Consider the following 26,089-nt stretch of genomic DNA (forward strand, 5'->3'; position numbering starts at 1 on the left):
GTGCCGCACGGCTGCAGGGGGCCGCCCAGCACGTTGCGATCGGGCACGGGAGCCAGTATCGCCGACCCGCGGGGACATCTTCCCTCCCGGCCATGTGGCTGTGATTTTCCTGAGCTATGGTTTACAGTTAACTGAACAAAGGGGGCTGCGATGGCTGCTGCACGGCATGTCGGCCGGGTGGGCGCGCTGGCCGTCGCCCTCGGCATCGGTGCGGCCCTCACCGCGTCCGCCGGGATCGCCGGGATCTCCGAGGCCGCCGCCGATTCGGCGCCACCGGACACCGCGCAGACAGCGTCGAGCGGAGCGGAACCGTCAGCCGGCCCGGCCGCATCCACGCCCCGCCGGGCGCAGTCGCCGGCTGCGAGCAAACGCCGCGACGTCGCGGCGCGTCGCCCCGCCACCCGGGCCGCACCCGAGGGCGACAGCACTGACGCACTGCCGACGCGGGTGCGCGGCACCGTCCCCGCCGCCCGGCCGGCCGCGGCTGACGCGGCGTCATCCGGGTCCGGGAGTGCCACCGCGCGCGCGGCGTCCGCGCCGGCCCCCGATCCCGTCACGGCATTCTTCTCCGGGGTGGGCGCCCTGTTCAACAACCAGACACCCCGGCTCGCCCCGACCCAGATCGCGCAGGCGCCCGACGGAGTGGTCAGCGGCCGGCTCAACGCCACCGATCCGGACAGCCCGTACCTGGGTTTCGCGATCACCGCCAGCCCGGCCCGCGGCAGCGCCGCGATCACCCCCGACGGCACTTTCACCTACACCCCGAACGCCTCGATCGCCTCGATCGCTGCAGCCGGAACCACCGACACGTTCCGGGTCACCGTCAGCGACGCCCCCAGCGGCTTCGCCATTCACGGCCTGGCCGGATTGGTGCACCTGCTGAGCTTCGGACTCTTCGGGGAACGGGGCGATTCCAGCACCGCCACCGTCACGGTGACCGTCGCCCCGTTCACCCCGCCGAACCGCGCCCCGACCGGCACGGTGCGAATCACCGGAACCGATGCGGTCACCGGAGTGGTCAGCGGCGCGGTGATCGGCAGCGACCCCGACGGCGACCCGCTGAGCTACAGCGGATCGGCGACGACCGCGAAGGGTGCGGTCGTGGTGGCCGGCACCGGCGGATTCGCGTTCACCCCCACCGACGAGGCCCGGCAGGCCGCCGGCGCAGCCGGGGCGACGGCCGCCGAGCGCAGCGACGCGTTCACGATCACCATCGACGACGGGCGCGGCGGGACGGTCGCCGTGCCGGTCACGGTCACGATCGGCGCCCCCGGCACGGTCAGCGAGCTCTCCACCTTCTGCGGGTGCACCCTGATGCCGGCCGACTCGGTGTTCCATGCCGACGTGAGTGCCCTTCCGGTACTGGCCAAGTCCGACACCTGGACCGCATTGCTCGGCGGCACGCTGATCGCGGGGTGGGGCGGCGAGCCGTGGATGGGCAACACCGCGGGTATGCCGGTCAACGTGGTCGGCGCCGATCGTCCCACCGAGCGGGTGATCTTCAACCGCGGCTACTCCACCAGTGGGCCCTCGATCGACGACCGCCCGTACGCCATCCCCGACTACCCGCTGGTGGAGGGGATGCCGAGTGTTCCGGCCTGGGACCGCCACCTGTTGGTCTTCCAGGAAGGCACCTGTATCTCCCAGGAGCTCTACAACGTCGCCAACGGGGTGGAACTGCCGGCCAACAGCGTCCCCGACGCGCTGGGCAATGCCGTCTACGCCAACGTCTACGGGTCGGCCTGGATCGCCGAGGCCGGGGTCCAGGTCGACATGAGCTCGCCGCTCTACCCCGCCCAGGGCTGGGCCAACGCCTCCCGGCTGCCCTACCTGCCGCTGATCCTGCGCCCCGACGAACTGCAGCGCGGATCGATCGACCACATGCTGGGCGTCGCCATCGGCGGGGACCGCGGCACCGGCCACACCTGGCCGGCACGGGCCGGCGACGGCACCGGCACCAACCCGGACGGCGTCCCGATGGGCACCGTGTTCCGGCTGCGCGCCGACTTCGACGTGTCCGACTACGACCCGGCCACCCAGGTGGTGCTGCGCGCCCTGCAGCAGCACGGTGCGGTGGTCTACGACTCGTTCAACGCCGGTCGGGACGGGATGGGGCTGCTGGCCATGAGCAATGGCTGGACCGGCACGAGCTATCTGACCGCGCAGCGTGAACTGCGCACCGTTCCCCTGAGCGCTTTCGAGGCCGTCGACGTGCTCAGCCTCGCGGTCGATCCGAACACCGGGTGGATGATCCGGGTCTGAGCTCAGCTCAGCGTCAGCGGCACCGCCTCTGAGAACGGCGAGGTGTTCCGCGCGCCGGTGACCGGCGTTGCGGTGGCGGAGTAGGCGAGGAAGGGGAAATCGGGAAGGCCCGCGCTGGTGGGAACGGCCACGCTGAAGGCACCCGATGTCACCGTCTGTCCGATGAGGTACTGGCCCGGAAGGCCGCTGCCGTTGCCGAAGATCTGGACCAGGAACTCTCCGGTGTAGCCGCCGGCCGCCGGCACGGTGCCGCTCACGACCGCGGTCTGGGCGGTGAGTTGCTGGGCCACAAGATTCTGTGGGGCACCCTGGCCTCCGTTGGCTCCATCGCTCAAGACGATCCCGGCGCCGGTGTTGTTGTAGATCGAGTTGGACAGGATGGCGTTGCCGAGTGACGCGGGCCCGTCGACAGTCACTCCCGCGCCAGTGTTAACTCTGATTGCGCAGTCGACTACCTGGAGGTTGGTTATCTGACCGCTGGCACTGATACCGCCGGTCGAATCAGCACTTCCGTTACCGATGATCGTGAATCCTTCGAGTCGCGAGTTCGCCGAGTCTTCAACGAAGATCCCGGCGCTGTCGAATTGCTGGATCACACCGCCTCCGGTGAACACCGCAGTCACACCATTGATCAGCATCCCTAGCGGCAGGCTTGTCGAGTTCGTCGAGTAGCCCAGAGCACCGTTGAGATTGATTGGGGCTGTCGCTGTCGCGGTCACCGGTTGACTTCCTGCAGATCCGTCACTGAGGGTGAGGCCGCCCAGCGGATTAGTTGCGCCCACCGCATCACCAAACATGATGGGGCCCGATGCCGTCAGGTACAGCGGAAACCCCTTGTAGGCAAGCGAATCAACCGGTCCACCAAGTTCCACACCGTCGTTCGCGGTGAGTTTCACCGGACCGCTCAGGATGGTGGAGCCGCCGACGGCGAACCGCCCACCAGCGAAGTAATTTCCACTGAGTATCAGATCATCGCGGTACTCCTGGTTGCCGAGAGTCTCAACTCCATTGGTCACCGTGCGGCCTACCCGATCGGTCGTGATGGTCGTCAATGGGCTGAGCGACCCGGTTCCGCGCGTGAACGTGGTGCTGCCAGCCGAATTCACCGTCAGCGCCACCCCGCCGTCGACGGAGCCGGAGAACGTCACATCGCCGGCCCCGGTATCGATGACAGTGTTCCCGATCAAGGTGGTCACCCCGCCGACGGTGAAATCCGCCCCTCCGGTGCGGTAGGTGCCGTCCAGTTCGGCCTTCTGGGCGTAGGACTGCGCCCCGGTCGTGGTCACCGATTGCAGCACGACGCCGGCCTGGGCGCTGGTCGGTCGCAGCCAGATCACCTGGTCCCGCACGTCGAACATCACGTCGAAATCGTTGTAGAGCGTCAACCCCGGCCCCATGGTCTGGGAAGACGCCTGCGTGTCCGGGTATGCGTAGTACACGAGGTAATCAACGCTCTGGTTGTCACCAGCGACGAACGACCACGTCAGTGCCGGACGACCGGCGGCGGTGGGGAACGTCGCGGTGACGGTGGTGCCCGGCTGCAGCGGGCTCTCGTTGTTCCCGTCAACCGCGTACGGGAAGGGCGGACTGGTGCCAGCGAGGTTGACCGACGCACTCGGGGCACCGCTGTCGATGAGAGTCGGCAGGCACTGTTGCGCGCACCCCGGGAAGTCGTAGGTGCCCAGCACAACGGTGGGACCGCCGGGCTGGCTCACCGAATACTGCCCGGTAAAGGCAAACTGGTCCGCACTGGGATAACCCGAGACCGGGAACAGCGGCCCGGCAGCGGTGAACGGAATCGCATACGGGAACTGATTCCGCAGGGCGTCGGTCACCCCGACCGTGAGCTGGGGCTGTACGCCGATCGGGCCGAGTTGCACCAGGAAACCGGAGGAGAGATTGCCGGGCAACTGGAACAGCGGTGAGGCCAAGGTGGGCTGACCGTCGACGGCGAAGACCTGGAGGTCGGCACCGAAATCACCGAAGTAGTGGCTTAGCCACGGCGGGACGTCAGGATTGGTGAAGTCGAGGAACGAGTTGCTGGGATCGGGACCGCTACCGGTGATAATCGCCGCGATTTGGACCGGTTGCCCGGTGGACACGGTGTGTGAGCCCGTTCCGAGTGTCACGACCGCATTGGTGGCGACTGAGTCGAACTCGGTGCCGTCACCATAATCGATGAAGACCGACTGCGTCCCCAGGGGAACATTGCGCCAGGCGGCGCTGTCGTACCCCGCGAAGAAGCCGGGCGCCCCGGTGTCGAAGAGGTACATCCGCGACGGATTGTCCCCGATCGCGACGTCGATGCCGTACTTCACCAACTGCGAGTTGGTGGGGGCAAAGACGTCGTAGTACGTCGGGAGGTAGTGCAATGGGATGGTCCGGGAGTCGGCGGACTGCGCGAGGGTCAGCGGGGCGATACCGCGGGTGGCAAGCCCGCCCAGTGCCGCCTGTCCGCCGACGGCAGCACCGAACGTGGTGGTGCCCAGCGCGGTGACGGTCAGGGCCTGCGCACCGCTGGTCGTCGCGTCGACGGTACCGGTGAAGGTGGCGTCCCCCGTCCCGGCGTCGACCTCGACGTCGGTGCGCAGCCGGACCGGGCCGCTCAGGCTGACTCCGGACAGGCCGCGGACCGCGTTGGTCAGCGTCAGCGTGCTGGCGCTGACCGTGGCGCGCACCGCCCCGGTGAACTCCGCGGTGTCACCGAAGGTGATCGCGTCGACCCCGGTAGCGGTCAGGTCCGCGGCCACGCTTCCGGCACTGACGTTCAGGCCCGCACGCCCGGCGTTGCCCGGGTTGGTGACGGAGACGTCGCTGACCGTCGATGCGGTGAACTCGGCGGCTCCGCAGTAGAGCGGAACATCGGAGACCTGCAGCACGGTGCCATCCCGTCGGAGATAGGCCACGCTGCCGGTGCTGACCGCGATCGACAACACCGTCCCGGTCTGCGTCGCGCTGACCCCGGTCGGGATGAAGAACAGGCCGCGTCGCACCAGCACCAGCGCACCCTCGAGCGCACCGGTCAGCGGGTTCGCCGGGAAACTGCCCAGCCAGTCGAACGCCGAGTTGAACAGGGTGTTGACCGCCGCGGAAATCGAGTCCGCCGGCGATGCGGAGGCAGCCGCTGTCGTTACCCGCTGTGACGCCTCGGGCCTCGCGACCGCGCGGGCCGACGCCGGAACGGGGAGTCCGGACTTGCGGCCGGGAAGCGCGGTTGCGGCGGGTCGGGCCGATCGAGCCGCCGACCGGACTGCGCTGCTGCCGTAACGCCCGGCTGCGGCTGCGGTCACCGCGCTCGGGTGCGGCGACGACCTCCCGCGCGATTCACTGCGGTGCGCCACCCGGACGGCGTCGCGCCCCGGCGAGGCCGCGGCAGACGCGGGTGCCTCTGAGGCGCCGACCCGGTCTGGACCGCCGGTCTCGGCGAGGGCCGCCGGGCATGCCAACGACAAGCCCAGCACGGCCAGGGCCGCTCCGGCCCCGGCGGCCGGCACCACAGCGAACGCAGCCATCAGAACTCCCCTCGTCAAATCCAGTTGCGGCGCCGGAACGCGACGTAGAGTGCCACCGCGAGCGCCACGTTGAGCACGGCGCTGGTGATCACCCCGGAGGCCTCGCCGTAGCCGGGATAGGGGATGTTCTGTCCGTACCAGCCGGTGATCAGCGTGGGCACGGCGATGATGGCCGCCCAGCCGGTGAGCTTTTTCATGATGGTGTTCAGCCGGGCATCCTGTAGCGACAGATTGGTCTCGAACACCGTGGTGACCATGTCGCGCAACGACTCCGTCCACTCCGCGGCGCGGATCACGTGATCGTAAAGGTCGGTGTACCAGCCGTCGAGTTCGGCGGCGTCGCCGTGGTCGGAGTGGCGGCGCATGATGGTGTTGACCACCTCGCGCATCGGCAGCACGACCCGGCGCAGTTCGACGAGTTCCTTACGCAACCGGTAGGTGTCGCGCTGCAGCTGGCGGGTCTGGGACTTGTCGTCGAACAGGCCGTCCTCAAGGGACTCGATGGCGTCGTCGAGTTGCTGGATGGTGTCGAACTGGCCGTCGACGATCACGTCGAGCAGTCCGTGCACCAGCGCGGGCGTCCCCAGGCGCATCAGGTCGGAGTTGTCATCCCAGCGGCGCACCACTTCGCCGATGTCGAACACCGGGCGGGCGGGAGTCGTCTCGTGACGGACGGTGACCAGGCAGGTCTGCAACACGAACACCGACACCCGGGAGGTGAACAGCCGGGACTCGATGGCGCCGGGGACCTGCGGGCCCAGCGCGGTGGCGTAGACCGTGAGGAAGGTGTGGGTGGCATACCGGGTCGCCTTGGTGCGCTCGGCGTGCTCGACGACGTCCTCCACGGCGTGGCGATCCAGGCTGAGCTCGTCGGCGAGCCTGTCGAGCAGCGCGCGAACCGGGTTGCACAGGTCGACCCACATCAGGGCGCCGTTTTCGGCCAGGTGTTCGGAGACGTCCTCGAGGGGGAAGTTCTCGGTCTTGAGCGCGCCGTCGATCCACAACCGGGTCCGGACCCCGTCGCCGCCGACAGCGGACACGGCCAGTCCTAGCCGGTGGTGTGCACGATCAGCACGTCGGAGGTCGTCCGCCGCGCCACGTTGGCGGGGACCGACCCGAGCAGCCGTCCGGCGATCGAACTCAAGCCCAGGTTGCCCACGACCAGGAGGTCGGCCTTGACCTCGGCCACCAGGTCCACCAGGACGTCCACCGGGGCGCCCTCGACGGCGCGCTCCTCGACGTGGGCGGCACCCGCGGCGACCGCGCGGTCGCGGGCGTCCTGCAGGATCTGGTATGCGGGGCCGCTGCCGGTCGCCTTGTAGCTCTCGTCCTTGAGGACGTCCTGGGCCCGGGTGTCCTCGGGGCCGTGGATGAAAGCGGTCACCAGGATCAGCTTGGCGTCGGGGTCCGAGGCAAGCTGGGCGGCCCGGTCGACGGCCCGCAGCGAGGAGGCCGAACCGTCCGTGCCGACGACCACGGTCTTGTAACCGCTCATCTATTATCCTCCAGTTTTCGTCGCAGCGCCTTGAACCCTAACGCCTCGGCAGCACGCCAGGGTGCGATTCAGGTCACGTGGAGCCCGCAGGCTACGGTTCTGCCGGACCGGTCCGACGAACGGGGCTGACGGGTGAGCGTTTCGATACTGGAGCACACCGCCGACCCGGCGGTCGCGCCCGCCGCGCCGCGGGCGCGGCAGTGGGACGCCCTGGCGGTGGCCCTGCTGGCGGCGCTGGTCAGCGCGGCCGGTGCGGCCCGGCCGTCGCTGTGGTTCGACGAGGCGGCGACGATCTCGGCGGCCACCCGCCCGCTGCCGGAGCTGTGGCCGATGCTGGCCAACATCGACGCCGTGCACGGGCTCTACTACCTGCTGATGCACGGCTGGTTCGCGGTGGTCCCCGCCACCGAGTTCGGCTGTCGGCTGTCCAGTTGCGTGGCGGTCGGCCTGGCGGCGGCCGGTGTCGTCGTCCTGGGCAGGCGCATCTCCACCCGCGCGGTGGCGCTGACCGCCGGGGTGGTGTTCGCCCTCCTGCCGCGGGTCACCTGGGCGGGCATCGAGGCCCGCTCCTACGCCGCGACGATGGCGGCGGCGGTATGGCTGACCGTGTTGTGCGTTGCCTTGGCGCGGCGCGGGCAGACCCGGTGGTGGGTGCTCTATGGCGTGCTGCTCACGGTGGCGGCCGTGCTCAACGTGTTCCTGATCCTGATGGTGCTGGCCCACGCGGTGGTCGTGATCGCCTTCGGCAGGCCACCGGCGCTGCGCGGGTGGTCCCTGGCCGCGGGTGGAGCGGTTGCGACCGTCACACCCTTCCTGCTGTTCACTCAGGGGCAGCTGTTCCAGGTGCGCTGGATCTCACCGCTTGGCGCGCAGACGGTCGTACGGGTACTGCGCGATCAGTACTTCGACGACGCTCTGCCCTTCGCGGTGCTCGCCGGGGTGCTTGCCGTTGCGGGCCTGATCGGCCTTGCCCGCGACGGTGCGGCGACCGGGAGTCATCCCTGGCGGGTCGTCGCCCTGGCCGTCGGCTGGATCGCGCTGCCCACCGCCGCGCTTCTGGTGTATTCCGTTGTCCGCCAGCCTCTTTACTACCCGCGCTATCTGGCGTTCACCGCGCCGGCGGTCGCGCTGCTGCTGGGGCTGTGCATAGTGTCGATCGCACGTTCGCGAACCTCCGTGGCGGCGGTCCTGCTGTTGCTCGCCGTCGCCGCCGCACCGAATTTCCTCGCCCAGCGCGGCCCCTACGCGAAGGAGCAGATGGACTACAGCCAGGTCGCCGACGTCATCGAGCGCAACGCCGCACCCGGGGACTGCCTGGTGATGGACAACTCGACGACCTGGAAGCCCGGCCCGGTCCGGCCGCTGCTGGCCGCCCGACCGGCGGCCTACCAGAAACTGCACGACTACGGCCGCGGTCGTTCGGCCCGCGAGCGCAACATGCTGTGGGACGCCCACGTCGCGGTGTGGGCGTGGGCCGACCGTATGCCGGACTGCCCGGCGCTGTGGACGGTCACCGAGCGCGATCCCGCGGTACCCGACCGTCAGCGGGCGGCGGCACTGCCGCCGGGCCCCCGCCTGGGGCGCTCGATGGCCTACCAGGTGCCGAGCCGGTTCGGCTTCCGGGTGACCGAACGCTGGCAGTTCAGCTTCGCCCAGGTCACCAAGTCGGTGCGACGGGAGTGAGGCCGGCGGTCCGCGGCTAGTCACCCCACCGGGCGACCGGCGGGGGTGACGGGAGGGAGGCGGTGCTGCCGGTCTCCGCCGACCACCCGGTGCCGATGCAGACCAGGTCTTGGGGGGCGGTGATGGTCTTGGGCAGCGGCACCCCGATGCCCGGAATGCCCGGAATGGTCAGCTGCGGCGGGGAGAGCAAGGTGGCGATGCCCTCGGCGAGCCTGGGCAGCACCTCCACCGGCGGCGTCGGCAGCGCGGCAGCGGCCTTGGCGATCGGCTCGGCCGGGAGCAGCGCGGGCAGACCCGGGGCCACCGCGGCGGCACCGGCGCCGGGAAGTCCCGGGATGGCGGCCGGAGGTGCGGGCGGCACGGCGGCGGCTCCGCCGATCGGCACCCCGGGCACCGCGGCCGGCGGGATCGGCGGCACCAGCGCCGGGTTGATCACAGGCAGACCCGGAACGGCCGCGGGCGGGGTCGGCAGACCCGCACCCGCACCGCCTCCGGGGCCGCCGGGCACCGCCGCGCCCGGAAGGGGCAGGCCGGCCCCGCCACCCCCGGCGGCCGCCGCCGGCAGCGCGGCCGCTGAGGGCGGCACACCCGCGGCCAGCGACGCCACCGCCTCAGCCGGCAGGCCGGCGAGCTGGGCGACGCGGTTGTCGATGTCATCCAGCGGGTTCCCCGCGCCCGCTCCTCCGGCACCGGCACCCTCACCGGCACCCGCGGCACCCTCGCGCGCGGCACTGTCGCTGATCACGTCGGCCGTCCCGCCCTCGGCGACCGCGGCCGGCAGCCCGCCGGCGGCAGCCTCCGCGGCAGGCGGGGTCGGGGCGCCCACGGCAGCGGCGGCCGGGGCACCGGCGCCCGCGCCGGCGGCATCACCGGGCACCGCGGCCGGCGGGACCGGCACTCCGGCTCCCCCGCCGTCTCCCGGGCCGCCGGGCAGCACCGCCGGCGGAGTGGCTCCGGCGTCGCCTCCGACGCCTCCCGGCAATCCGGGCACCGCGGCCGGCGGCGTCGCGCCACCGGCGATCGCCTCGCCGCCGGGGCCTCCCGGCACCGCCGCCGGCGGTGTCGGCGGACCCCCCACGGCCGCCGAGCCGGGCGGGCCGGGCACGGCGACGGGCGGCGGCGCCGCGGCCTCGACCGCGACGTTGCCCGGGGTCCCGGGCAACGCGGCGCCCGGCAGCACCGAACCCGGCAGGTCCAGGCCACCCGGCAGACCCGGCAGGGTGACGTCGGGCGTACCCGGCAGTTGCAGCATGCCGCCCCCGACTTCGGATCCGGGAATCGACACCGGCGGTGGCGGCGGCAGCGCAATCGAATCACTCACGGCAGCACCAGGATTGACGATCGGGGGAAGCGGGGGCGTCTCGACTGCGGCGGCCAGCGGCACACCGGGCGCGGCGACGCCCGGGGCCGGCGGTGTCACGACGGCGGCGGGCACCGCACCGCCGGGAAGCACCGCGGGCGGGACCGGCGGTGTCCCCGCGATCGCGCCCGCCGGGACGCCCGGCACGGCCACCGGCGGCGCGGGGGGTACCGCGGCGGCATCGGAGATCACCGCGCCGGGCAGCGCCGCAGGCGGAGCCGGCGGCACCGCCGCACCACCGGCCACGGGCGCACCGGGCACAGCCGCGGGCGGACCGGGCGGCACCGCTGCGGCATCGGCGAGGGGGGCGCCGGGAACCGCGGCGGCCGGACCGGGAAGACCGGCGCCACCGGCTGCGCCTCCGACATGCGCGACCGAGGCCGCCGAGTCGGCGACCACGCCGGCGGGGACACCTTCCACGCCGGCACCGAGCGCACCGCCGCCCAGAACCCCGGCCGCCGCGTCAGCGCCGGCCGGCTCCGCGGAGGCCTCGGCGATCGGGGCGCCGGCACCCGCGGCGGGTCCGGGCACTGCGGCCGCTGGGGCGGGAACACCACCCCCGGCCCCGGCGGGTGGGGTGCCGGGCGCCGCTGCGGGAACGGCCGGCACGCCGCCGCCCACTCCGGCGGGCGGCGCACCCGGGACCGCGGCGGGCGGGGTGGCGGCACTGACGACCGCGCCGGCCCCGGGGGCACCCGGCGCCGAGGCCGGCGGGATCACCACGCCGCCCGAGCCGGCCGTGCCCGGTGCGCCGGCGACGGAGGCGGGCGGGATCGGCACGCTGCCGACCGCACTCGCCGGCGGAACCGGCCCGCCGGCCGTCGGTGAGCCGGGCACGAAGAGCGAGGTCGCTGAGGGCGGCAGGCCGCCGGAGAGATCCGGCGGGTTGGTGAGGCCGTTCTGGACGATGCTGATGCACGGCACGCCCGGCCCGACTCCCAGGTTTGCCCAGGCGAGCGAACTCACCAGCGGGACCGACCAGAACAGGCCCGCGGTGGCGATCGCCGTACCAGCCGCCACCCGCGCCGCGGTCCGTGCCATCGCCTGTCCCCAATCCTGTCGATTTCTGTGCCGAAACCTGAGTCGAAACTACAGACGTGTAACTCCCACGCCCCGACGACAGATCTTGGGGTTACCGAACCGTGGCCAAGCAGTGCCGCCGCGGTTATCGGGGTGGTCGTGCGCCGGACTGAGCAGCCGGCTACTTGAGACCCGCGGCGTCCATGCCGCGCAGTTCCTTCTTCAGATCGGCGATCTCGTCCCGGAGTCGCGCCGCGAGTTCGAACTGCAGGTCCCGGGCCGCGGCCATCATCTGCCCGGTCAGTTCCTTGATGAGATCCGCCAACTCGGCGCGCGGCATCCGCGTCGCGTCCCGTCCGGCGCGCGCCGAACTACCGCCGGCGCCGCTCGGGCGGCCCGCCTCACCCTGCGCACGCCGGCCCCGGGAGGCGTTGCGGCCCGAACCGCCGACCCGTACCGACCCGCCGGACTCGGCGGCCTCGGTGTCCTCAGCCTCCCGGTAGACCTGGTCGAGGATGTCGGCGATCTTCTTGCGCAGCGGCTGGGGGTCGATCCCGTGCTGCTCGTTGTAGGCGATCTGCTTGGCGCGGCGACGTTCGGTCTCCTCGATCGCCGCCGTCATCGACTCGGTCATGTTGTCGGCGTACATGTGAACCTCGCCGGACACGTTGCGCGCGGCCCGGCCGATGGTCTGGATGAGGCTGCGGGTGGAGCGCAGGAAGCCCTCCTTGTCGGCGTCGAGGATCGACACCAGCGACACCTCGGGCAGGTCGAGGCCTTCGCGCAGCAGATTGATGCCGACGAGCACGTCGTAGTCACCGAGCCGGAGCTGGCGCAGCAGTTCGACGCGTCGCAGCGTGTCCACCTCGGAGTGCAGGTAGCGCACCCGGATTCCCATTTCGAGCAGGTAGTCGGTGAGGTCTTCGGCCATCTTCTTGGTCAGTGTGGTCACCAGCACCCGCTCGTCGCGCTCAGCGCGGGCACGGATCTCACCGATGAGGTCGTCGATCTGGCCGGCGGTCGGCTTGACGACCACCTTGGGATCGACCAGGCCGGTCGGCCGGATCACCTGCTCGACGAACTCGCCGCCGGTCTGGGCCAGCTCGTAGGGCCCGGGCGTGGCCGAGAGGTAGACGGTCTGGCCGACGCGGGAGGTGAACTCCTCCCACGTGAGCGGGCGGTTGTCGACCGCGGAGGGCAACCGGAAGCCGTATTCCACCAGGTTGCGTTTCCGCGACATGTCGCCCTCATACATCCCGCCGATCTGCGGGACGGTCACGTGGGACTCGTCGATGACGAGCAGGAAGTCCTCCGGGAAGTAGTCCAGCAGCGTCGCGGGAGCCGACCCCGCGGGCCGTCCGTCGATGTGGCGCGAGTAGTTCTCGATGCCGGAGCAGAAGCCGACCTGGCGCATCATCTCGATGTCGTAGTGGGTGCGCATCCGCAGCCGCTGAGCCTCCAGCAGTTTGCCGTTGCCCTCGAGGTCGGCCAGCCGCTCGGCCAACTCCTCCTCGATGGTCGAGATGGCGCGCGCCATCCGCTCCGGCCCGGCGACATAGTGAGTGGCGGGAAAGATCCGCAGCGAGTCGACCTTGCGGATCACGTCGCCGGTCAGCGGGTGCAGGTAGTAGAGGGCCTCGATCTCGTCGCCGAAGAACTCGACCCGCACGGCCAGTTCCTCGTAGGACGGGATGATCTCAAGGGTGTCGCCGCGCACGCGGAAGGTGCCCCGGGTGAACGACAGGTCATTGCGGGTGTACTGCACGTCGACCAGCAACCGCAGCAGGCCGTCGCGCGGGACCTCCGTGCCGACCTGCAGCTCGACCGAACGGTCCAGGTAGGACTGCGGGGTGCCCAGGCCGTAGATGCAGGAGACCGACGCCACCACCACGACATCCCGCCGGGACAGCAGGCTGGAGGTCGCCGAGTGGCGCAGCCGCTCGACGTCGTCGTTGATCGAGCTGTCCTTCTCGATGTAAGTGTCGGTCTGCGCGATGTACGCCTCGGGCTGGTAGTAGTCGTAGTAGGACACGAAGTACTCGACGGCGTTGTGCGGCAACATTTCTCGCAACTCATTGGCGAGCTGCGCGGCGAGCGTCTTGTTCGGGGCCATCACCAGGGTGGGCCGCTGCAGGCGCTCGATCAGCCAGGCCGTCGTCGCGGATTTGCCTGTTCCGGTGGCGCCCAGCAGCACCACGTCGCGCTCCCCCGCGCGGATGCGGCGCTCCAACTCCTCGATGGCCGCGGGCTGGTCGCCCGCGGGTTGGTGTTCGCTGACCACCTCGAAGCGCGCCCCGGTGCGCACCAGGCCGGCCGGATCCCCGACCGCGCGGTATTCCGAGTGGGCCACCACGGGGTGTTCGGTCGCGAAGGCCATAGCATCAGACTAGAGCGTTTCGGACCGCCTGCTCGAGACCGCCCCGGGCGGCACGGGGCGGAACCGGACGATCCGGGAGGACGGGGGGTACGGATGATTCACCTGCCGAAACGCGAGACGTTCGACCTGGTGGCCTACACCAACACCGATCCCAAGGGCATCGTGCGGGCCGTCGAGGAGTACCGGGTGCTGCCCTGGGGGCTCTACCTGGCCCGGCCCACCCCCGGCCGCCCGCAGTTCCACTACCTCGAGTCCTGGCTGCTGCCCGACCTGAGGCTACGCGTGAACGTCTTCCACTTCAGTCCGGGTCACGAACGCGACCAGGACTACTACCTCGACGTCGCACAGATCACCGCCGGGCCGGATCGCTGGGAGATCGAGGATCACTACCTCGACCTCGTCGTGCGCACGGGCCGCGGCACCGAACTGGTCGACATCGGCGAGCTGTTCGAGGCCCACCGGCTGGGCCTGCTGGGCACCGATGCCGCGGCGGCGGCGGTGGAAACCGCGGCGGCCGCCCTCGACGGCCTGGCCTGCCACGGCCACGATCTCGATGCCTGGCTGGCGAGCATCGGCTTGGACCTGCGGTGGAGGTCGGCGTAGGCTCCCGTGCCGTGGCAGTTCCGGGACGCCTGTCAGCTGCGGCGGTGACGGCTGTGCCGGCTCTGGTCGTCGCCGGCGTGCTCAGCCCCGCAACCGCGGTCGCCGACGAGAACCAGACCGACGGTCTGCAACACAACATCACCTACCGCGCCCGCGTCGACGGCCTGGCCCGCGGCGCCCAGATCACCTACAAGATCACCGACACCCTGGTCAACAGCGCCGATCCGGCCATGCTGCCCGGCCGCACCTTCGAGGCCACCGCGGTTCTCGACGACCCGCGTCTGGCCGGGATGGCGGTCTCGATCCAGTGGCCCTACTCGGCGAACCTGCACTGCGAGATCCTCGTCGACGAGGCCACCGTCGCCCAGGCCGACGAGTTCGTCGCCCCGCGGCTGACACCTGCACGTGACGTCGGCTACGGCACACTGACCTGCGGGGCCCCCCTGGACAGCATGCCCGGCCTGCTGCCCCCCGGCGTGCCGCCCGATACGGCGACGGATGCGCCGGCCGAGGCGCCGGCCGACGCCCCGGTGTCGGTCAGCTAATCGGGTGAACCGGTCCAGCCGGTGGAGTCGGCCCAGGTCTGGGCCCGGCGGTGCGCCTCGGCGAACCAGCGACCGACGGCGTGGCCGTCCCCGGTGAGCTTGACCCGCTGATAGTCCGCCCGGACGCCGGGGTTGGCGTTGAGCCAGTCCACGAACAGCAGCGCGAAGCGCTCATTCGGGTCGCCGTCGACCCGGACGTGGATGTGGGTCGGCCGACCGGGGTCCGCCGACGCGTGGAAGCGCTTGGGGGACAGTCCCGGTCGGCCGTCGTAGCGGGGGTCGGCGGTGACCGGTCCCACCCGCGGGTAGCCCGCGTTGCGCAGCGGCTCGGCGAGTTCGTCGGCGACCCCCAGATCGCTGACGCTGACTTGCACGTCGATCACGTCCCTGGCGTCGAGGCCGGCCACCGCGGTGGATCCGATGTGGTCGATCCGTACCGCCCGGTGACCGCAGGCGGCGTTGAGCCGGGCCACGATACGGGCGGCCTGCGCGGGCCAAGCCGGATCGGCGGGAACCAGCACCTGCGGATCCGCGGCCGGGTTTCCCGCCGCGAGGTTGCGGGAGAACGGCTGTATCCGCCCGAACCACAGGTCCCTGGCGCGTTCGACGAGTTCCCCCTCGGTGCCGTGGTTGTCCAACCAGACGTCGGCAACCTCGCGGCGCTGATCGTCGGCCGCCTGGGCGGCGATCCTGGCGCTGGCGTCGGCTTCGGCCATGCCCCGCTGCTCGACCAGCCGCCGCAGCCGGGCCTCGGCGTCGGCGTGCACCACGACGACCAGGGGGAACAGCGGTGCCATCCGGGACTCGACCAGAAGCGGGATGTCTTCGACCACCACCGCGTCCCCGTCGGGCCCGGCGGCCACGGCGGCCACGATCTCCGCCCGCCGTTTGGCGACCAGGGGGTGGACGATCGCGTTGAGCTTGGCCCGTTGCTGATCGTCGACGAAGGCCCGGGCCGCCAGGGCGGGGCGGTTCAGCGCGCCGTCGGGAAGCAGGATGTCCTGACCGAACTCGTCGACCAGCGCCGCGAGGCCCTCGGTCCCGGGTTCGACCACGGCGCGGGAGATCACGTCCCCGTCGACGATGACCGCGCCGCAGTCGGCGAAGGTCGCCGCAACCGTGGACTTGCCGGCACCGATCCCGCCGGTCAGACCGATCCGCAGCACGGTCCGGGCTTCCGTGTGGCCCGCGGGCTAGGCGCTGCCGGCCAGTTTCTCGCGCAGCGCGGCGAGTTGGGCGTCACCGGCCAGCGAACCACCGCTGGGCTCCTCGCCGGACCCGGCCGCCTCGCCGGCCGACTCGCTGCGGTCCTTGCCCTCCGCGGCTGCGGCGGCGTCGGCGGCGGCGAACTTCTCCATCTGGGTGGTGTGCATCTTGTGCCGACGCTCGGCTTCGGCGTAGCGCTGCTCCCACTCGGCACGCTGCTTGTCGTAGCCCTCGAGCCACTCGTTGGTCTCGGAGTCGAAGCCCTCCGGGAAGATGTAGTTGCCCTGCTCGTCGTAGCTGTCGGCCATGCCGTACTTGGACGGGTCGAACTCGGGGTTGTAGTCCTCGTTGGCCTGCTTGAGGCTCAGCGAGATGCGGCGCCGCTCGAGGTCGATGTCGATGACCTTCACCATCGCGTCGTCACCCACCGCCACGACCTGGTCGGGCACCTCGACGTGACGCTCGGAAAGCTCGGAGATGTGCACCAGGCCCTCGATGCCCTCCTCGACCCGGACGAACGCGCCGAACGGAACCAGCTTGGTGACCTTGCCCGGGACGATCTGACCGATCGCGTGGGTCCTGGCGAAGTGCCGCCACGGATCTTCTTGGGTCGCCTTGAGCGACAGCGACACCCGCTCGCGGTCCATGTCCACGTCGAGCACCTCGACGGTGACCTCGTCGCCGACCTGCACCACCTCCGAGGGGTGGTCGATGTGCTTCCAGGACAGCTCCGAGACGTGCACCAGGCCGTCCACCCCGCCGAGATCGACGAACGCGCCGAAGTTGACGATCGAGGACACCACGCCCTTGCGCACCGCACCCTTCACGAGCTGGTTGAGGAACTCGCTACGCACCTCGGACTGGGTCTGCTCGAGCCAGGCCCGCCGGGACAGCACCACGTTGTTGCGGTTCTTGTCCAGCTCGATGATCTTGGCCTCGATCTCGCGGCCGATGTAGGGCTGCAGGTCACGCACCCGGCGCATCTCGACCAGGGATGCCGGCAGGAAGCCGCGCAGTCCGATGTCGAGGATGAGGCCGCCCTTGACGACCTCGATGACGGTGCCGGTGACGTGTTCGTCGGCCTCCTTCTTCGCCTCGATGGTGCCCCAGGCGCGCTCGTACTGGGCGCGCTTCTTGGACAGGATCAGCCTGCCCTCTTTGTCCTCCTTGGTGAGGACCAGCGCCTCCACCTTGTCGCCGACCGACACCACTTCGTTGGGGTCGACGTCATGCTTGATGGACAGCTCGCGGGAGGGGATGACGCCCTCGGTCTTGTAGCCGATGTCGAGCAGGACCTCGTCGCGATCCACCTTGACGATGGTGCCCTCGACGATGTCGCCATCATTGAAGTATTTGATGGTTTTGTCGATGGCGGCGAGGAAGTCTTCGGATGAGCCGATGTCGTTGACGGCTACTTGCGGGGAGGTGGCGGCAGGACTGGGCATGTTGTTGGGTTGCTCCGGACAGGGACGGTCGTAGGGACTTGTGTTGTGGCTTGTGTTGTGGTGCGTGACCCGCACGTGCGCACGCGGATACCGGCTGAGCCTACTCGACCGGGCACAAGCAGGACAAACTCAGGGTCTGCCACAGCTACTCTCCAACCGTGTCCTACACCACAGTGCCGCCGTTTCCCACGCCGGTCCGCAAGGCCGGCGCACCGCTGGTGGCCATCATCGCGCTGGGCACGATCGCGGCTCTGATCCTGACCCTGCTGACCGCGGCGGACCCGGCTCGCGCCGCCCTCGGCTTCGTGCCCGCAACCCTGGCGACCGCGGTGGTCCTGCTCTGCTACCTGTGGCTGGACCGCTGGGAGCCGGAACCGCCCCGGCTGCTCGTACTGGCCTTCCTGTGGGGGGCCTCGGTGGCGGTCGTCCTGTCGGTGGCGCTGGAGCACCTTCTCGAAAACCTGGTCGCCACCGGCCGCCAGCAGACCAGCTTCTTCACCGCCGCGGTCGGCGCGCCGGTGATCGAGGAGGCGACCAAGGGCCTGTTCCTGCTCCTGATGATGACCGGCCACCGCCGCCGGGAACTCAATACGCTGACCGACTGCCTGGTCTACGCGGGCATCACTGCCGCGGGCTTCGCGTGGTTGGAGAACATTTTCTACATCGCCAGCGCCGAAACCCCGGCGGCCTCGGTGGCGATCGCCGGCCTGCGACTGGTGCTCAGCCCGTTCGCCCACCCGCTGTTCACCACTATGTTCGGCATCGGGGTCCATTTCGCCCTTCGGCAGCGCGGCACGTTCGGCAAAGTCGCCTGCCTGCTGATCGGCTACGCCGCGGCCGTGCTGCTGCACGGGATGTGGAACGGTTCCGCCCTGCTGGGAGCCGGCACCTACCTCGGGGTGTATGTGCTGTGGATGATGCCGATCTTCGGGCTGTCGGTCGCCCTGGCGGTGGCCAGCCGCCGCCGCGAACAACGCATCGTCGCCGAGAAACTGCCGGGGATGGTGGCGGCCGGATTGATCACCCCGGCCGAGGCGAGCTGGCTGGGTTCCTTCCCGGCGCGCAAACTCGCCGTCCAGACCGCGCTGCGCTACGGCGGCAAGCCCGCCGGGTCGGCGGTCAAGAAGTTCGCGTCGCGGGTCGTCGAACTGGCCTACGTCCGGGATCGGATCGACCGGGGTTTCGGTGACGAACGTGTTTTTGCGATGCAGAACGAGGAGGTGTACGCCGTCGCCGCCGCCCGCGCCAACGCCGCGCCGGCACTGCACCAGCTGAGCTGGTTTCGTTTCCGCAGCGGGCCGGGCTACTAGGGCTACTAGTGCGCCGCGGCGTCCCAGGTGCGGCCGTAGCCCACCGAGACCTCCAGCGGCACGTCCAGCGGGTAGGCGCCACCCATCTGCCGGCGCACCAGTTCCTCGACGGCGTCGTGCTCCCCCGGCGCCACCTCGAAAAGCAACTCGTCGTGGACCTGCAGCACCATCCGCGAGCGCAGCCCTGCCTCGGCGAGAGCCCGGTCCACCCCGATCATCGCCACCTTGATGATGTCGGCCGCGCTGCCCTGGATCGGGGCATTGAGGGCGGCCCGCTCGGCGGCCTCGCGGACCTGGCGGTTGCTGCTGTCCAGTTCGGGCAGGTAACGCCGCCGGCCCAGCACCGTGGAGGTGTAGCCGTCCTTGCGGGCTTGTTCGACCACGTCGAGCAGGTAGTCGCGGACTCCGCCGAAGCGGGCGAAGTAGGCGTCCATCTGCTCCTTGGCCTCCTCGGTGGAGATCTTGAGCTGCTGGGCCAGTCCGTAGGCACTGAGCCCATAGGCCAGGCCGTAGGACATCGCCTTGACCCGGCGCCGCAGTTCCGGGGTGACCTCGTCGATCGGCACCCCGAACGCCCGCGCCGCGACGAACGAATGCAGATCCTCACCGGTGCGGAACGCCTCGATCAGGCCCTCGTCCCGGGAGAGGTGGGCCATGATCCGCATTTCGATCTGGCTGTAGTCCGCCGTCATCAGTTCGGCGTACGCCCCGTCTGGACCGGAGCCGACGATGAACGCCTCGCGGATCTGCCGTCCGGCGTCGGTGCGGATCGGGATGTTCTGCAGGTTGGGCTCGGTAGAAGAAAGCCGCCCCGTCGCCGCAATCGTCTGGTTGAACGTCGTGTGGATGCGGCCGTCGGACGCCGTCGACTTCAGCAGGCCGTCGACGGTGACCTTGAGCCGGGTGGCATCGCGATGAGCAAGCAGATGTTCCAGGAACGGATGCCCGGTCTTGTCGAACAGCGACTGCAACGCGTCGGCATCAGTGGTGTAGCCGGTCTTGGTGCGCTTCGTCTTGGGCATTCCCAGTTCGTCGAACAGCACCACCTGAAGCTGCTTGGGTGAGCCCAGGTTGATCTCCTTGCCGATGACCGAGTAGGCCGCCTCGGCGGCGGCGCGGATGCGGTCGCCGAATTCGCGCCCGAGCACGTCGAGCCTGTCGAGGTCGACGGCGATACCGGTGGATTCGATGCCGGCCAGCACCGACTGGACGGGCAGTTCCATCTGTGCCAGCAACGACGACGAGTCGATCCGGTCCAGTTCGGCGTCCAGCGCCTCGGCCAGGTCGACTACGGCGCGAGCCCGCAGGATCAGGGTCTGCACGGCCTGTTCGTCGGTTCCGTCGGTGTCGTCGAGCAGCGAAAGCTGCTGCTGGTCGGGGCTTTCGGGCCGCAACTCTCGCCGCAGGTAGCGCAGCGAGAGGTCGTCGAGCGCGAAGCTGCGCTGGCCGGGCCGCACCAGATAGGCCGCCAGGGCGGTGTCCGAGGTGACCCCGGCCAGAGGCCACCCCCGCCCGGCCAGGTCGTGGATGGCGGCCTTGGCTTCGTGGAGGGCCTTGGGCTGCAGCGGATCGGCCAGCCAGGAGGCCAGCGCAGCGTCGTCCTCGGGAGTCAGCAGCGCGACGTCGAGGTAGGCGCCCTCGCCGTCGTCGGCCGCGAGGGCCAGCGCGGTGAGGTCGCTGTCGTAGGTGGCGTGCGTGCCGGTCACCGCCACGCCGCAGCGACGCCCGCCGCTCGCGTGATCCGACAACCAGGCGCCCACGGTGCCCGGCTCGAGTGCGCCGCCGCGCACGTCGAAGCCGGCGTCGACCTCGGGTTCGGCGGTCGCGAGAGTGTCGAACAGGCGGTCGCGAAGCACCCGGAACTCGAGGTCGTCGAAGAGCCGGTGGATGCGGTCGCGGTCCCACGGCAGCATTCCCAGCGTGTCGGGGGTCTGCGCCAGGGGAACGTCGCGCACGAGGTGCGTGAGTTCGCGGTTGAGCACGACGCCGGAAAGGTTGTCGCGCAGCGCGTCGCCCACCTTGCCGCGGACCTCGTCGGCGCGGTCGATGAGATCCTGCAGCGAGCCGTATTCGACGATCCACTTCGCCGCGGTCTTCTCCCCCACCCCGGGAATGCCGGGCAGGTTGTCGCTGGGGTCCCCGCGCAGCGCGGCGAAGTCGGGGTACTGCTGCGGAGTCAGCCCGTACTTCTCGACGACGGCTTCCGGGGTGAAACGCGTCAGGTCGCTGACTCCCTTGCGCGGGTAGAGCACCGTGATGTTGGGGTTGACCAGTTGCAGGGAGTCCCGGTCTCCGGTGACCACCAGCACGCGGTAGCCCTCCTGGTCCGCCTGGGTGGCCAGCGTGGCGATGATGTCGTCGGCCTCGTAGCCGGGTTCGGCGAGCACCGTGATGCCCAGAGCGGTGAGCACCTCCTTGGTGATGTCGATCTGGCCGCGGAACTCGTCGGGCGTCGCGCTGCGGTTGGCCTTGTATTCGGGGTAGCGCTCGGCCCGGAAGGTCTGGCGCGAGACGTCGAAGGCGGCGGCGACGTGGCTGGGGGCCTCGTCGCGCAGCAGGTTGATCAGCATGGCCGTGAACCCGTAGACGGCGTTGGTGGTCAGGCCGTTGCGGGTTTTGAAGTTTTCCGCAGGCAGCGCATAGAACGCCCGGAAGGCCAGCGAGTTGCCGTCCAGCAGCAGCAACGTCGGCTTCTCGGGCACGCTCTCACTCTAGGCAGGGGCTACGCTGGGCAGGTGCCAGGCTCTCCCGCGATCGACGGATGGTGGGCGTTCGACGACTCCGGCGCGCCGCATCTGGTCGGCGCGCAGTGCCCCCAGTGCGCCACCTATGTGTTCCCGCCCCGAGCGAGCAACTGCCCCAACCCGGGGTGCGGGGCCGACGAGCTGCGACCGGCGGCGCTGTCCCGGCGGGGAACGCTGTGGAGCTACGCCGAGAACCGCTACCAGCCGCCGGCGCCCTACCCGCAGTCCGATTCGTTCGAACCGTTCGCGATCGCGGCGGTGGAGCTGCCCGCGGAGGGCTTGATCGTGCTCGGCAAGGTGGTCTCCGGCACCCTGGCCGCCGATCTGCAGGTCGGCATGGACATGGAACTGACGACGATGCCGCTCTACACCGACGACGAGGGTGTCGAGCACAGCGTCTACGCCTGGCGGATCGCTTCGTGAGCGGGCGCGTCTACATTCTCGGCGCGGGCATGCACCCGTGGGGGAAGTGGGACGACCGCGACTTCACCGAGTACGGCGTCGTCGCGGCGCGGTACGCACTGCGCGACGCCGGGCTGGACTGGCGCCAGATCCAACTCGTCGCCGGCGCCGACACCATCCGCAACGGCTATCCCGGCTTCGTCGCCGGCGCCACCTTCGCCCAAAAGCTGGGCTGGACCGGCATCCCGGTGTCCTCCAGCTACGCGGCCTGCGCGTCGGGCTCGCAGGCGCTGCAGTCGGCCCGCGCCCAGATTCTGGCCGGGCTGTGCGACGTGGCGCTGGTCGTGGGCGCGGATAAGGCGCCGAAGGGATTCTTCGCGCCGGTCGGCGGTGAGCGGCGCAACGACCCGGACTGGCAGCGCTTCCATCTGATCGGCGCCACCAACCCGGTGTACTTCGCGCTGCTGGCGCGTCGCCGCATGGCGCTCTACGGTGCGACCAGTGCGGACTTCGCCGCGGTGAAGGTGAAGAACGCCCGCCACGGGCTGAACAACCCGAACGCGCGCTACCGCAAGGAGACCACCGTCGCCGACGTGCTGGCCAGCAACGTCGTATCCGATCCGCTGCACCTGCTGGACATCTGCGGAACCTCCGACGGGGGCGCGGCCCTCGTCGTGGCCAGTGAGTCGTTCACCGAGAAGCACCTCGGGTCGACCAAGGGGGTGCCCTCGGTGCGCGCGGTGTCGACCGCCACCCCCACCTATCCGCAGCACCTGCCGGAGCTGCCCGACATCGCCACCGACTCCACCGCGACGGTGCCCGCACCCGATCGGGTGTTCAAGGATCACATCCTCGACACCGCCTACGCCGAGGCCGGCATCGGGCCCGAGGATCTGAGCCTGGCCGAGGTGTACGACCTGTCCACCGCACTCGAACTGGACTGGTACGAGCACCTCGGGTTGTGCCCCAAGGGCGAGGCCGAGGGTCTGCTGCGCTCGGGCGCCACCACGATCGGCGGGCGCGTCCCGGTGAACCCGTCGGGCGGGCTGGCCTGCTTCGGCGAGGCGATCCCCGCCCAGGCCATCGCCCAGGTGTGCGAGCTGACCTGGCAGCTGCGCGGTCAGGCGACCGGCCGCCAGGTCGAGGGCGCCACCGTCGGCATCACCGCCAACCAGGGCCTGTTCGGGCACGGCTCGTCGGTGATCGTCGCACGCTGACCGCCCAACGTCGACTCGATGACGCCCGAGGCGGGAAAAGACGACACCAACTCGACGCTCGCCGGCTGAGATGGCTCAGCGCCACTTCACCTCGGCCCCGGCGGCATCCCCGGCAGCGAAGGACAGCAGCGCATCGAGGAAGGTCTCCAGTCCCCAGGTGAACCCGTCGACCGAGATGCGTTCGTCATCGCCGTGGAAGAGCTTGTTGAACGCCACGTCGGGGGCGAGCTTGACCGGGGTGAAGCCGTAGGTCTTGATCCCCAGCTCGTTGTACCAGCGCGCGTCGGTCAGACCGGGAATCATGAACGGGACGGCTTTGCTCCCCGGGTCGGCCTTCTCGAGCGCTGCGGCGAGATGGGCGAAGAACGGGTTGCGGTGGTCGACCACCGTCGGTGGCGCGCTCAAAATCATGTCCACGGTGAACCCGTCCCCCACCACCCGCCGGACAGTGTCGAGGACCTGCTCGGGCGTGCGGCCGGGCAGCACGCGACAGTCCACGGTCAGGGTCGCCGAGCCGGGGATGACGTTGATCTTGGAACCGGCCTCGAGGACCGTTGGGGAGATCGTGTCGTGCAGCAGGGCCCACAACACGTTGGCCTCGTTGCGGTCCGGCAGCAGCCGGCGCAGCACGAAATCGCCCACCCGTCGATCCAGGATGCTGCGGAACACCGGCCCGGTGGCGGTGGGCAGCGCCGCCGACAGCGTCGTGACGAACTCCTTGACCACCGGCGTCGCGTGGTGCGGGAAGATGCCGGGACCGAGCTTCTGCACCGCCGCACCCAGGGCCTGAATCGCGTTCTGCTCCTGAGGCATGCTTCCGTGTCCGGGCTCTCCGTGGGCGGTGATCCGCAGCCATGCGAGTCCTTTTTCGGCCACTTGGATCGGGTAGAAACGCCGGCCGTTGAGGTGCAGCGTGTATCCGCCCGACTCGTTGACGGCGTATTCGGACTCCAGCCAGTCCGGATGCTGCTCGACCAAGAACCGGCTGCCGTGCGTGCAGCCCGCCTCCTCGTCGGCCACCGCGGCGAACACCAGATCCCGCTCCAGCGGAAGGTTCCGCCGCTTGGCCACCAGCATCGCCATCAGCGCCATGGCGGTCATGTTCTTCATGTCGATGGCTCCGCGGCCGTACAGTTCGCCGTCGTGAATGACCGCGCCGAAGGGGGGCTGACTCCATCGATCGGCATCCGCGGGGACCACGTCGACGTGCGAGGACATCAGGACCGCCGCGGACCGCGACCCGCTGCTCTTACCGGGCAGGCGGGCGACCAGGTTCGCGCGTCCCGGCTCGCTCTCGGCTACCTTGCAGGTGATCCCCTCGGCCTCCAGGACGCCCCGCAGGTAGTCGGTGGCCAGGAACTCATTACCCGGCGGATTGGTGGTGTCCAGGGCGAGCAGCGCCCGGAGATGGCCGAGGGCTTCCTGCGCGATCGCGTTCACTGACCACCTCCACCTGATGAGTGATTATGCCCGCGGAAAGCAGGGTCGGGACTGCTATCCCGTCAACGGCCCCGTGTGATACTGGTCAAGGCAGCCGCCGGGGCGAAGGGCCAGCTCATGACCACGATGACAACGTGACCGCGGGATTGCAGTACGCGCGTAACGGGGACGTTCGCCTCGCCTACCGGGTGTTCGGCTCTACCGGCCCCTTCCTCATCTGGATACCCGGGTGGGTCATGAACAACGTCGACACGATCGACGATCCATCGAGCCCCTACGCGGATGCCATCGACGAGCTTTCCCGGTCGACACGGCTGATCGTGTGGGACAGACGGGGCACGGGCCTGTCGGATCCTTCGATGCGGCCCACCTCCGTAAGTGAGCGGGTCGAGGATGTGCGCGCGATCCTCGATGCTGCGGGAGCAGAACAGGCCGCGTTCTTCGGCACCAGCGAAGGCGGATCCATCAGCGTCATGTTCGCGAGCAGCTATCCGGAGCGCGTTACCTCGCTGGTTCTCTACGGCACCGCCGGACGCTATTCCCAAGATCCGCCGGGCTACCCGTGGGGATTCACTCCCGAAGAGATCGAATCGCAGCTCGATGAGATCGACCGCCAGTGGGGAGACGGCGCACTGGCCGATTTGTTCTACGGCGCGGCGGCCGCCACGCCCGGCGTCCGGGACATGTTCGGCAAACTGCAACGGGCCATGATGAGTCCGACGACGGCCAAGCTCTGGTGGAAGTCCTTCATGGAGATCGACGTTCGTGATGTGCTCGGTTCGCTGCGCACCCCCACGTTGGTCCTCGGACGCCCCAGCGACCGGCTGGTGTCCATCGAGGCGACAGCCGCCATGGCCGCGGCGATTCCGGGAGCGCAGTTCCGGCGACTGCCGCCGGGGTTACACATTGTCGCCGACCTGATCCCGACGATCCTGGAATTCGTCTGCGGTAAGCCCGACGAGCGCGCCTACGAGCGAATCCTGAAAACCGTCGTGTTCACCGACATCGTGGGCTCGACCGAAAAACTCAGTGTTGGCGGCGACGCGAACTGGCATCGCCAACTCGATGCCCACGACAAGGTGGTCGACTGGGTGTTGGAGAAGTACGGCGCCCACCGAGCGAAGCACACCGGGGACGGGGTCTTCGCGCTGTTCGACGGACCGTCCAAAGCGGTTCGCTGCGCTCTGGAGATGGGTGCCGACCTCGCGGCACGCGGTATCACGATCCGAGCGGGGGTACACATCGGTGAGTGCGAGCGGCGCGGCGAGGAGTGGAGCGGCATGGCGGTGCACATCGGCGCCCGTATCGCCGCATCAGCCGGAGCTGGTCAGGTACTGGTCAGTCGCACGGTCCGTGATGTCTGCACCGGATCGGGTCTCGGGTTCGAGAGCCTCGGCCCACGGCGCTTCAAGGGCCTTCCCGAAGAAGTCGAGGTCTACCTGGTGACGAACGGCCTGACGCTGTAGCA

The 26,089-nt window shown here is 70.0% G+C and carries 17 protein-coding genes; 8 read left to right on the forward strand and 9 right to left on the reverse strand.

Features of this window, described 5'->3' with window-relative positions; genetic code table 11:
• Positions 1-150: 150 nt before the first annotated feature.
• Complete coding sequence (locus ACKOB8_RS14250; RefSeq protein ID WP_526378353.1) at positions 151-2,262, forward strand: Ig-like domain-containing protein; 2,112 nt, start codon at positions 151-153, stop codon at positions 2,260-2,262.
• 2 nt (positions 2,263-2,264) lie between these two features.
• On the opposite strand, the gene ACKOB8_RS14255 is transcribed toward ACKOB8_RS14250, so the two are convergent.
• The 3 genes from ACKOB8_RS14255 to ACKOB8_RS14265 are packed head-to-tail and all read right to left on the reverse strand — an operon-like array spanning position 2,265 to position 7,269.
• Positions 2,265-5,774 carry a beta strand repeat-containing protein gene (locus ACKOB8_RS14255; RefSeq protein WP_526378355.1) on the reverse strand — a complete coding sequence of 1,170 codons (3,510 nt, stop codon included), beginning with the start codon at positions 5,772-5,774 and terminating at the stop codon, positions 2,265-2,267.
• Between the two features lie 14 nt (positions 5,775-5,788).
• A complete protein-coding gene (locus ACKOB8_RS14260; RefSeq protein WP_526378357.1) occupies positions 5,789-6,814 on the reverse strand; it encodes a magnesium transporter CorA family protein in 1,026 nt (341 codons plus the stop codon).
• A gap of 8 nt (positions 6,815-6,822) precedes the next feature.
• A complete protein-coding gene (locus ACKOB8_RS14265; RefSeq protein WP_526378359.1) occupies positions 6,823-7,269 on the reverse strand; it encodes a universal stress protein in 447 nt (148 codons plus the stop codon).
• A gap of 132 nt (positions 7,270-7,401) precedes the next feature.
• Here ACKOB8_RS14265 and ACKOB8_RS14270 point away from each other — a divergent pair, with 132 nt between their 5' ends.
• A complete protein-coding gene (locus tag ACKOB8_RS14270; protein ID WP_526378361.1) occupies positions 7,402-8,952 on the forward strand; it encodes a glycosyltransferase family 39 protein in 1,551 nt (516 codons plus the stop codon).
• Between the two features lie 16 nt (positions 8,953-8,968).
• Here the strand turns inward: ACKOB8_RS14270 and ACKOB8_RS14275 are convergent, their stop codons facing one another.
• Both ACKOB8_RS14275 and uvrB read right to left on the reverse strand, forming a co-directional pair.
• Positions 8,969-11,353, reverse strand: a complete 2,385-nt coding sequence (locus ACKOB8_RS14275) for a hypothetical protein (protein WP_526378363.1) — start codon at positions 11,351-11,353, stop codon at positions 8,969-8,971.
• A gap of 160 nt (positions 11,354-11,513) precedes the next feature.
• Entirely contained in the window at positions 11,514-13,709 is a 2,196-nt protein-coding gene (gene uvrB, locus ACKOB8_RS14280) for an excinuclease ABC subunit UvrB (RefSeq protein ID WP_526378365.1), read from the reverse strand.
• Positions 13,710-13,805: 96 nt separating this feature from the next.
• Here uvrB and ACKOB8_RS14285 point away from each other — a divergent pair, with 96 nt between their 5' ends.
• Together ACKOB8_RS14285 and ACKOB8_RS14290 are read left to right on the forward strand one after the other, a co-directional pair.
• Positions 13,806-14,312 (forward strand): ribonuclease FAU-1 family protein, encoded by a 507-nt coding sequence (locus ACKOB8_RS14285; protein WP_526378403.1) that lies wholly within the window; start codon positions 13,806-13,808, stop codon positions 14,310-14,312.
• A 44-nt stretch (positions 14,313-14,356) separates the two neighbouring features.
• Positions 14,357-14,857 (forward strand): hypothetical protein, encoded by a 501-nt coding sequence (locus tag ACKOB8_RS14290; RefSeq protein ID WP_526378367.1) that lies wholly within the window; start codon positions 14,357-14,359, stop codon positions 14,855-14,857.
• On the opposite strand, the gene coaE is transcribed toward ACKOB8_RS14290, so the two are convergent.
• Together coaE and rpsA are read right to left on the reverse strand one after the other, a co-directional pair.
• Complete coding sequence (coaE, locus tag ACKOB8_RS14295; protein ID WP_526378369.1) at positions 14,854-16,023, reverse strand: dephospho-CoA kinase; 1,170 nt, start codon at positions 16,021-16,023, stop codon at positions 14,854-14,856. The two genes, ACKOB8_RS14290 and coaE, sit on opposite strands and share 4 nt — an antisense overlap.
• 27 nt (positions 16,024-16,050) lie before the next feature.
• Positions 16,051-17,508, reverse strand: a complete 1,458-nt coding sequence (gene rpsA, locus ACKOB8_RS14300) for a 30S ribosomal protein S1 (protein ID WP_526378371.1) — start codon at positions 17,506-17,508, stop codon at positions 16,051-16,053.
• Between the two features lie 158 nt (positions 17,509-17,666).
• Between rpsA and ACKOB8_RS14305 the strand changes: the two genes are divergently transcribed.
• Positions 17,667-18,818, forward strand: a complete 1,152-nt coding sequence (locus ACKOB8_RS14305) for a PrsW family intramembrane metalloprotease (protein WP_526378373.1) — start codon at positions 17,667-17,669, stop codon at positions 18,816-18,818.
• 5 nt (positions 18,819-18,823) lie between these two features.
• Here the strand turns inward: ACKOB8_RS14305 and polA are convergent, their stop codons facing one another.
• Positions 18,824-21,520 (reverse strand): DNA polymerase I, encoded by a 2,697-nt coding sequence (polA, locus tag ACKOB8_RS14310; RefSeq protein WP_526378375.1) that lies wholly within the window; start codon positions 21,518-21,520, stop codon positions 18,824-18,826.
• Between the two features lie 33 nt (positions 21,521-21,553).
• On the opposite strand from polA, the gene ACKOB8_RS14315 reads away from it, so the two are divergent.
• The gene (locus ACKOB8_RS14315; protein ID WP_526378377.1) at positions 21,554-21,985 is read left to right on the forward strand and encodes a Zn-ribbon domain-containing OB-fold protein; all 432 of its coding nucleotides are present in this window, start codon (positions 21,554-21,556) and stop codon (positions 21,983-21,985) included.
• Positions 21,982-23,181, forward strand: a complete 1,200-nt coding sequence (locus ACKOB8_RS14320) for a lipid-transfer protein (protein ID WP_526378379.1) — start codon at positions 21,982-21,984, stop codon at positions 23,179-23,181. Before ACKOB8_RS14315 ends, ACKOB8_RS14320 begins: the two co-directional genes overlap by 4 nt.
• Positions 23,182-23,256: 75 nt before the next feature.
• Here ACKOB8_RS14320 and ACKOB8_RS14325 read toward each other — a convergent pair whose 3' ends face one another.
• Positions 23,257-24,621 (reverse strand): M20/M25/M40 family metallo-hydrolase, encoded by a 1,365-nt coding sequence (locus ACKOB8_RS14325; protein ID WP_526378381.1) that lies wholly within the window; start codon positions 24,619-24,621, stop codon positions 23,257-23,259.
• Positions 24,622-24,755: 134 nt separating this feature from the next.
• On the opposite strand from ACKOB8_RS14325, the gene ACKOB8_RS14330 reads away from it, so the two are divergent.
• Positions 24,756-26,087 carry an adenylate/guanylate cyclase domain-containing protein gene (locus ACKOB8_RS14330; protein ID WP_526378383.1) on the forward strand — a complete coding sequence of 444 codons (1,332 nt, stop codon included), beginning with the start codon at positions 24,756-24,758 and terminating at the stop codon, positions 26,085-26,087.
• Positions 26,088-26,089: the final 2 nt, after the last annotated feature.

The organism is Mycobacterium sp. (assembly GCF_046091765.1).
In the GTDB taxonomy this organism is placed as follows: Bacteria; Actinomycetota; Actinomycetes; order Mycobacteriales; family Mycobacteriaceae; genus Mycobacterium.

What these genes read in the sequence shown, in the direction of transcription:
- ACKOB8_RS14265 (WP_526378359.1), bottom strand. Translation starts at nt 7,269, where the DNA reads ATGAGCGGTTACAAGACCGTGGTCGTCGGCACGGACGGTTCGGCCTCC.
- ACKOB8_RS14250 (WP_526378353.1), top strand. Translation starts at nt 151, where the DNA reads ATGGCTGCTGCACGGCATGTCGGCCGGGTGGGCGCGCTGGCCGTCGCC.
- ACKOB8_RS14255 (WP_526378355.1), bottom strand. Translation starts at nt 5,774, where the DNA reads ATGGCTGCGTTCGCTGTGGTGCCGGCCGCCGGGGCCGGAGCGGCCCTG.
- rpsA (WP_526378371.1), bottom strand. Translation starts at nt 17,508, where the DNA reads ATGCCCAGTCCTGCCGCCACCTCCCCGCAAGTAGCCGTCAACGACATC.
- ACKOB8_RS14275 (WP_526378363.1), bottom strand. Translation starts at nt 11,353, where the DNA reads ATGGCACGGACCGCGGCGCGGGTGGCGGCTGGTACGGCGATCGCCACC.
- uvrB (WP_526378365.1), bottom strand. Translation starts at nt 13,709, where the DNA reads ATGGCCTTCGCGACCGAACACCCCGTGGTGGCCCACTCGGAATACCGC.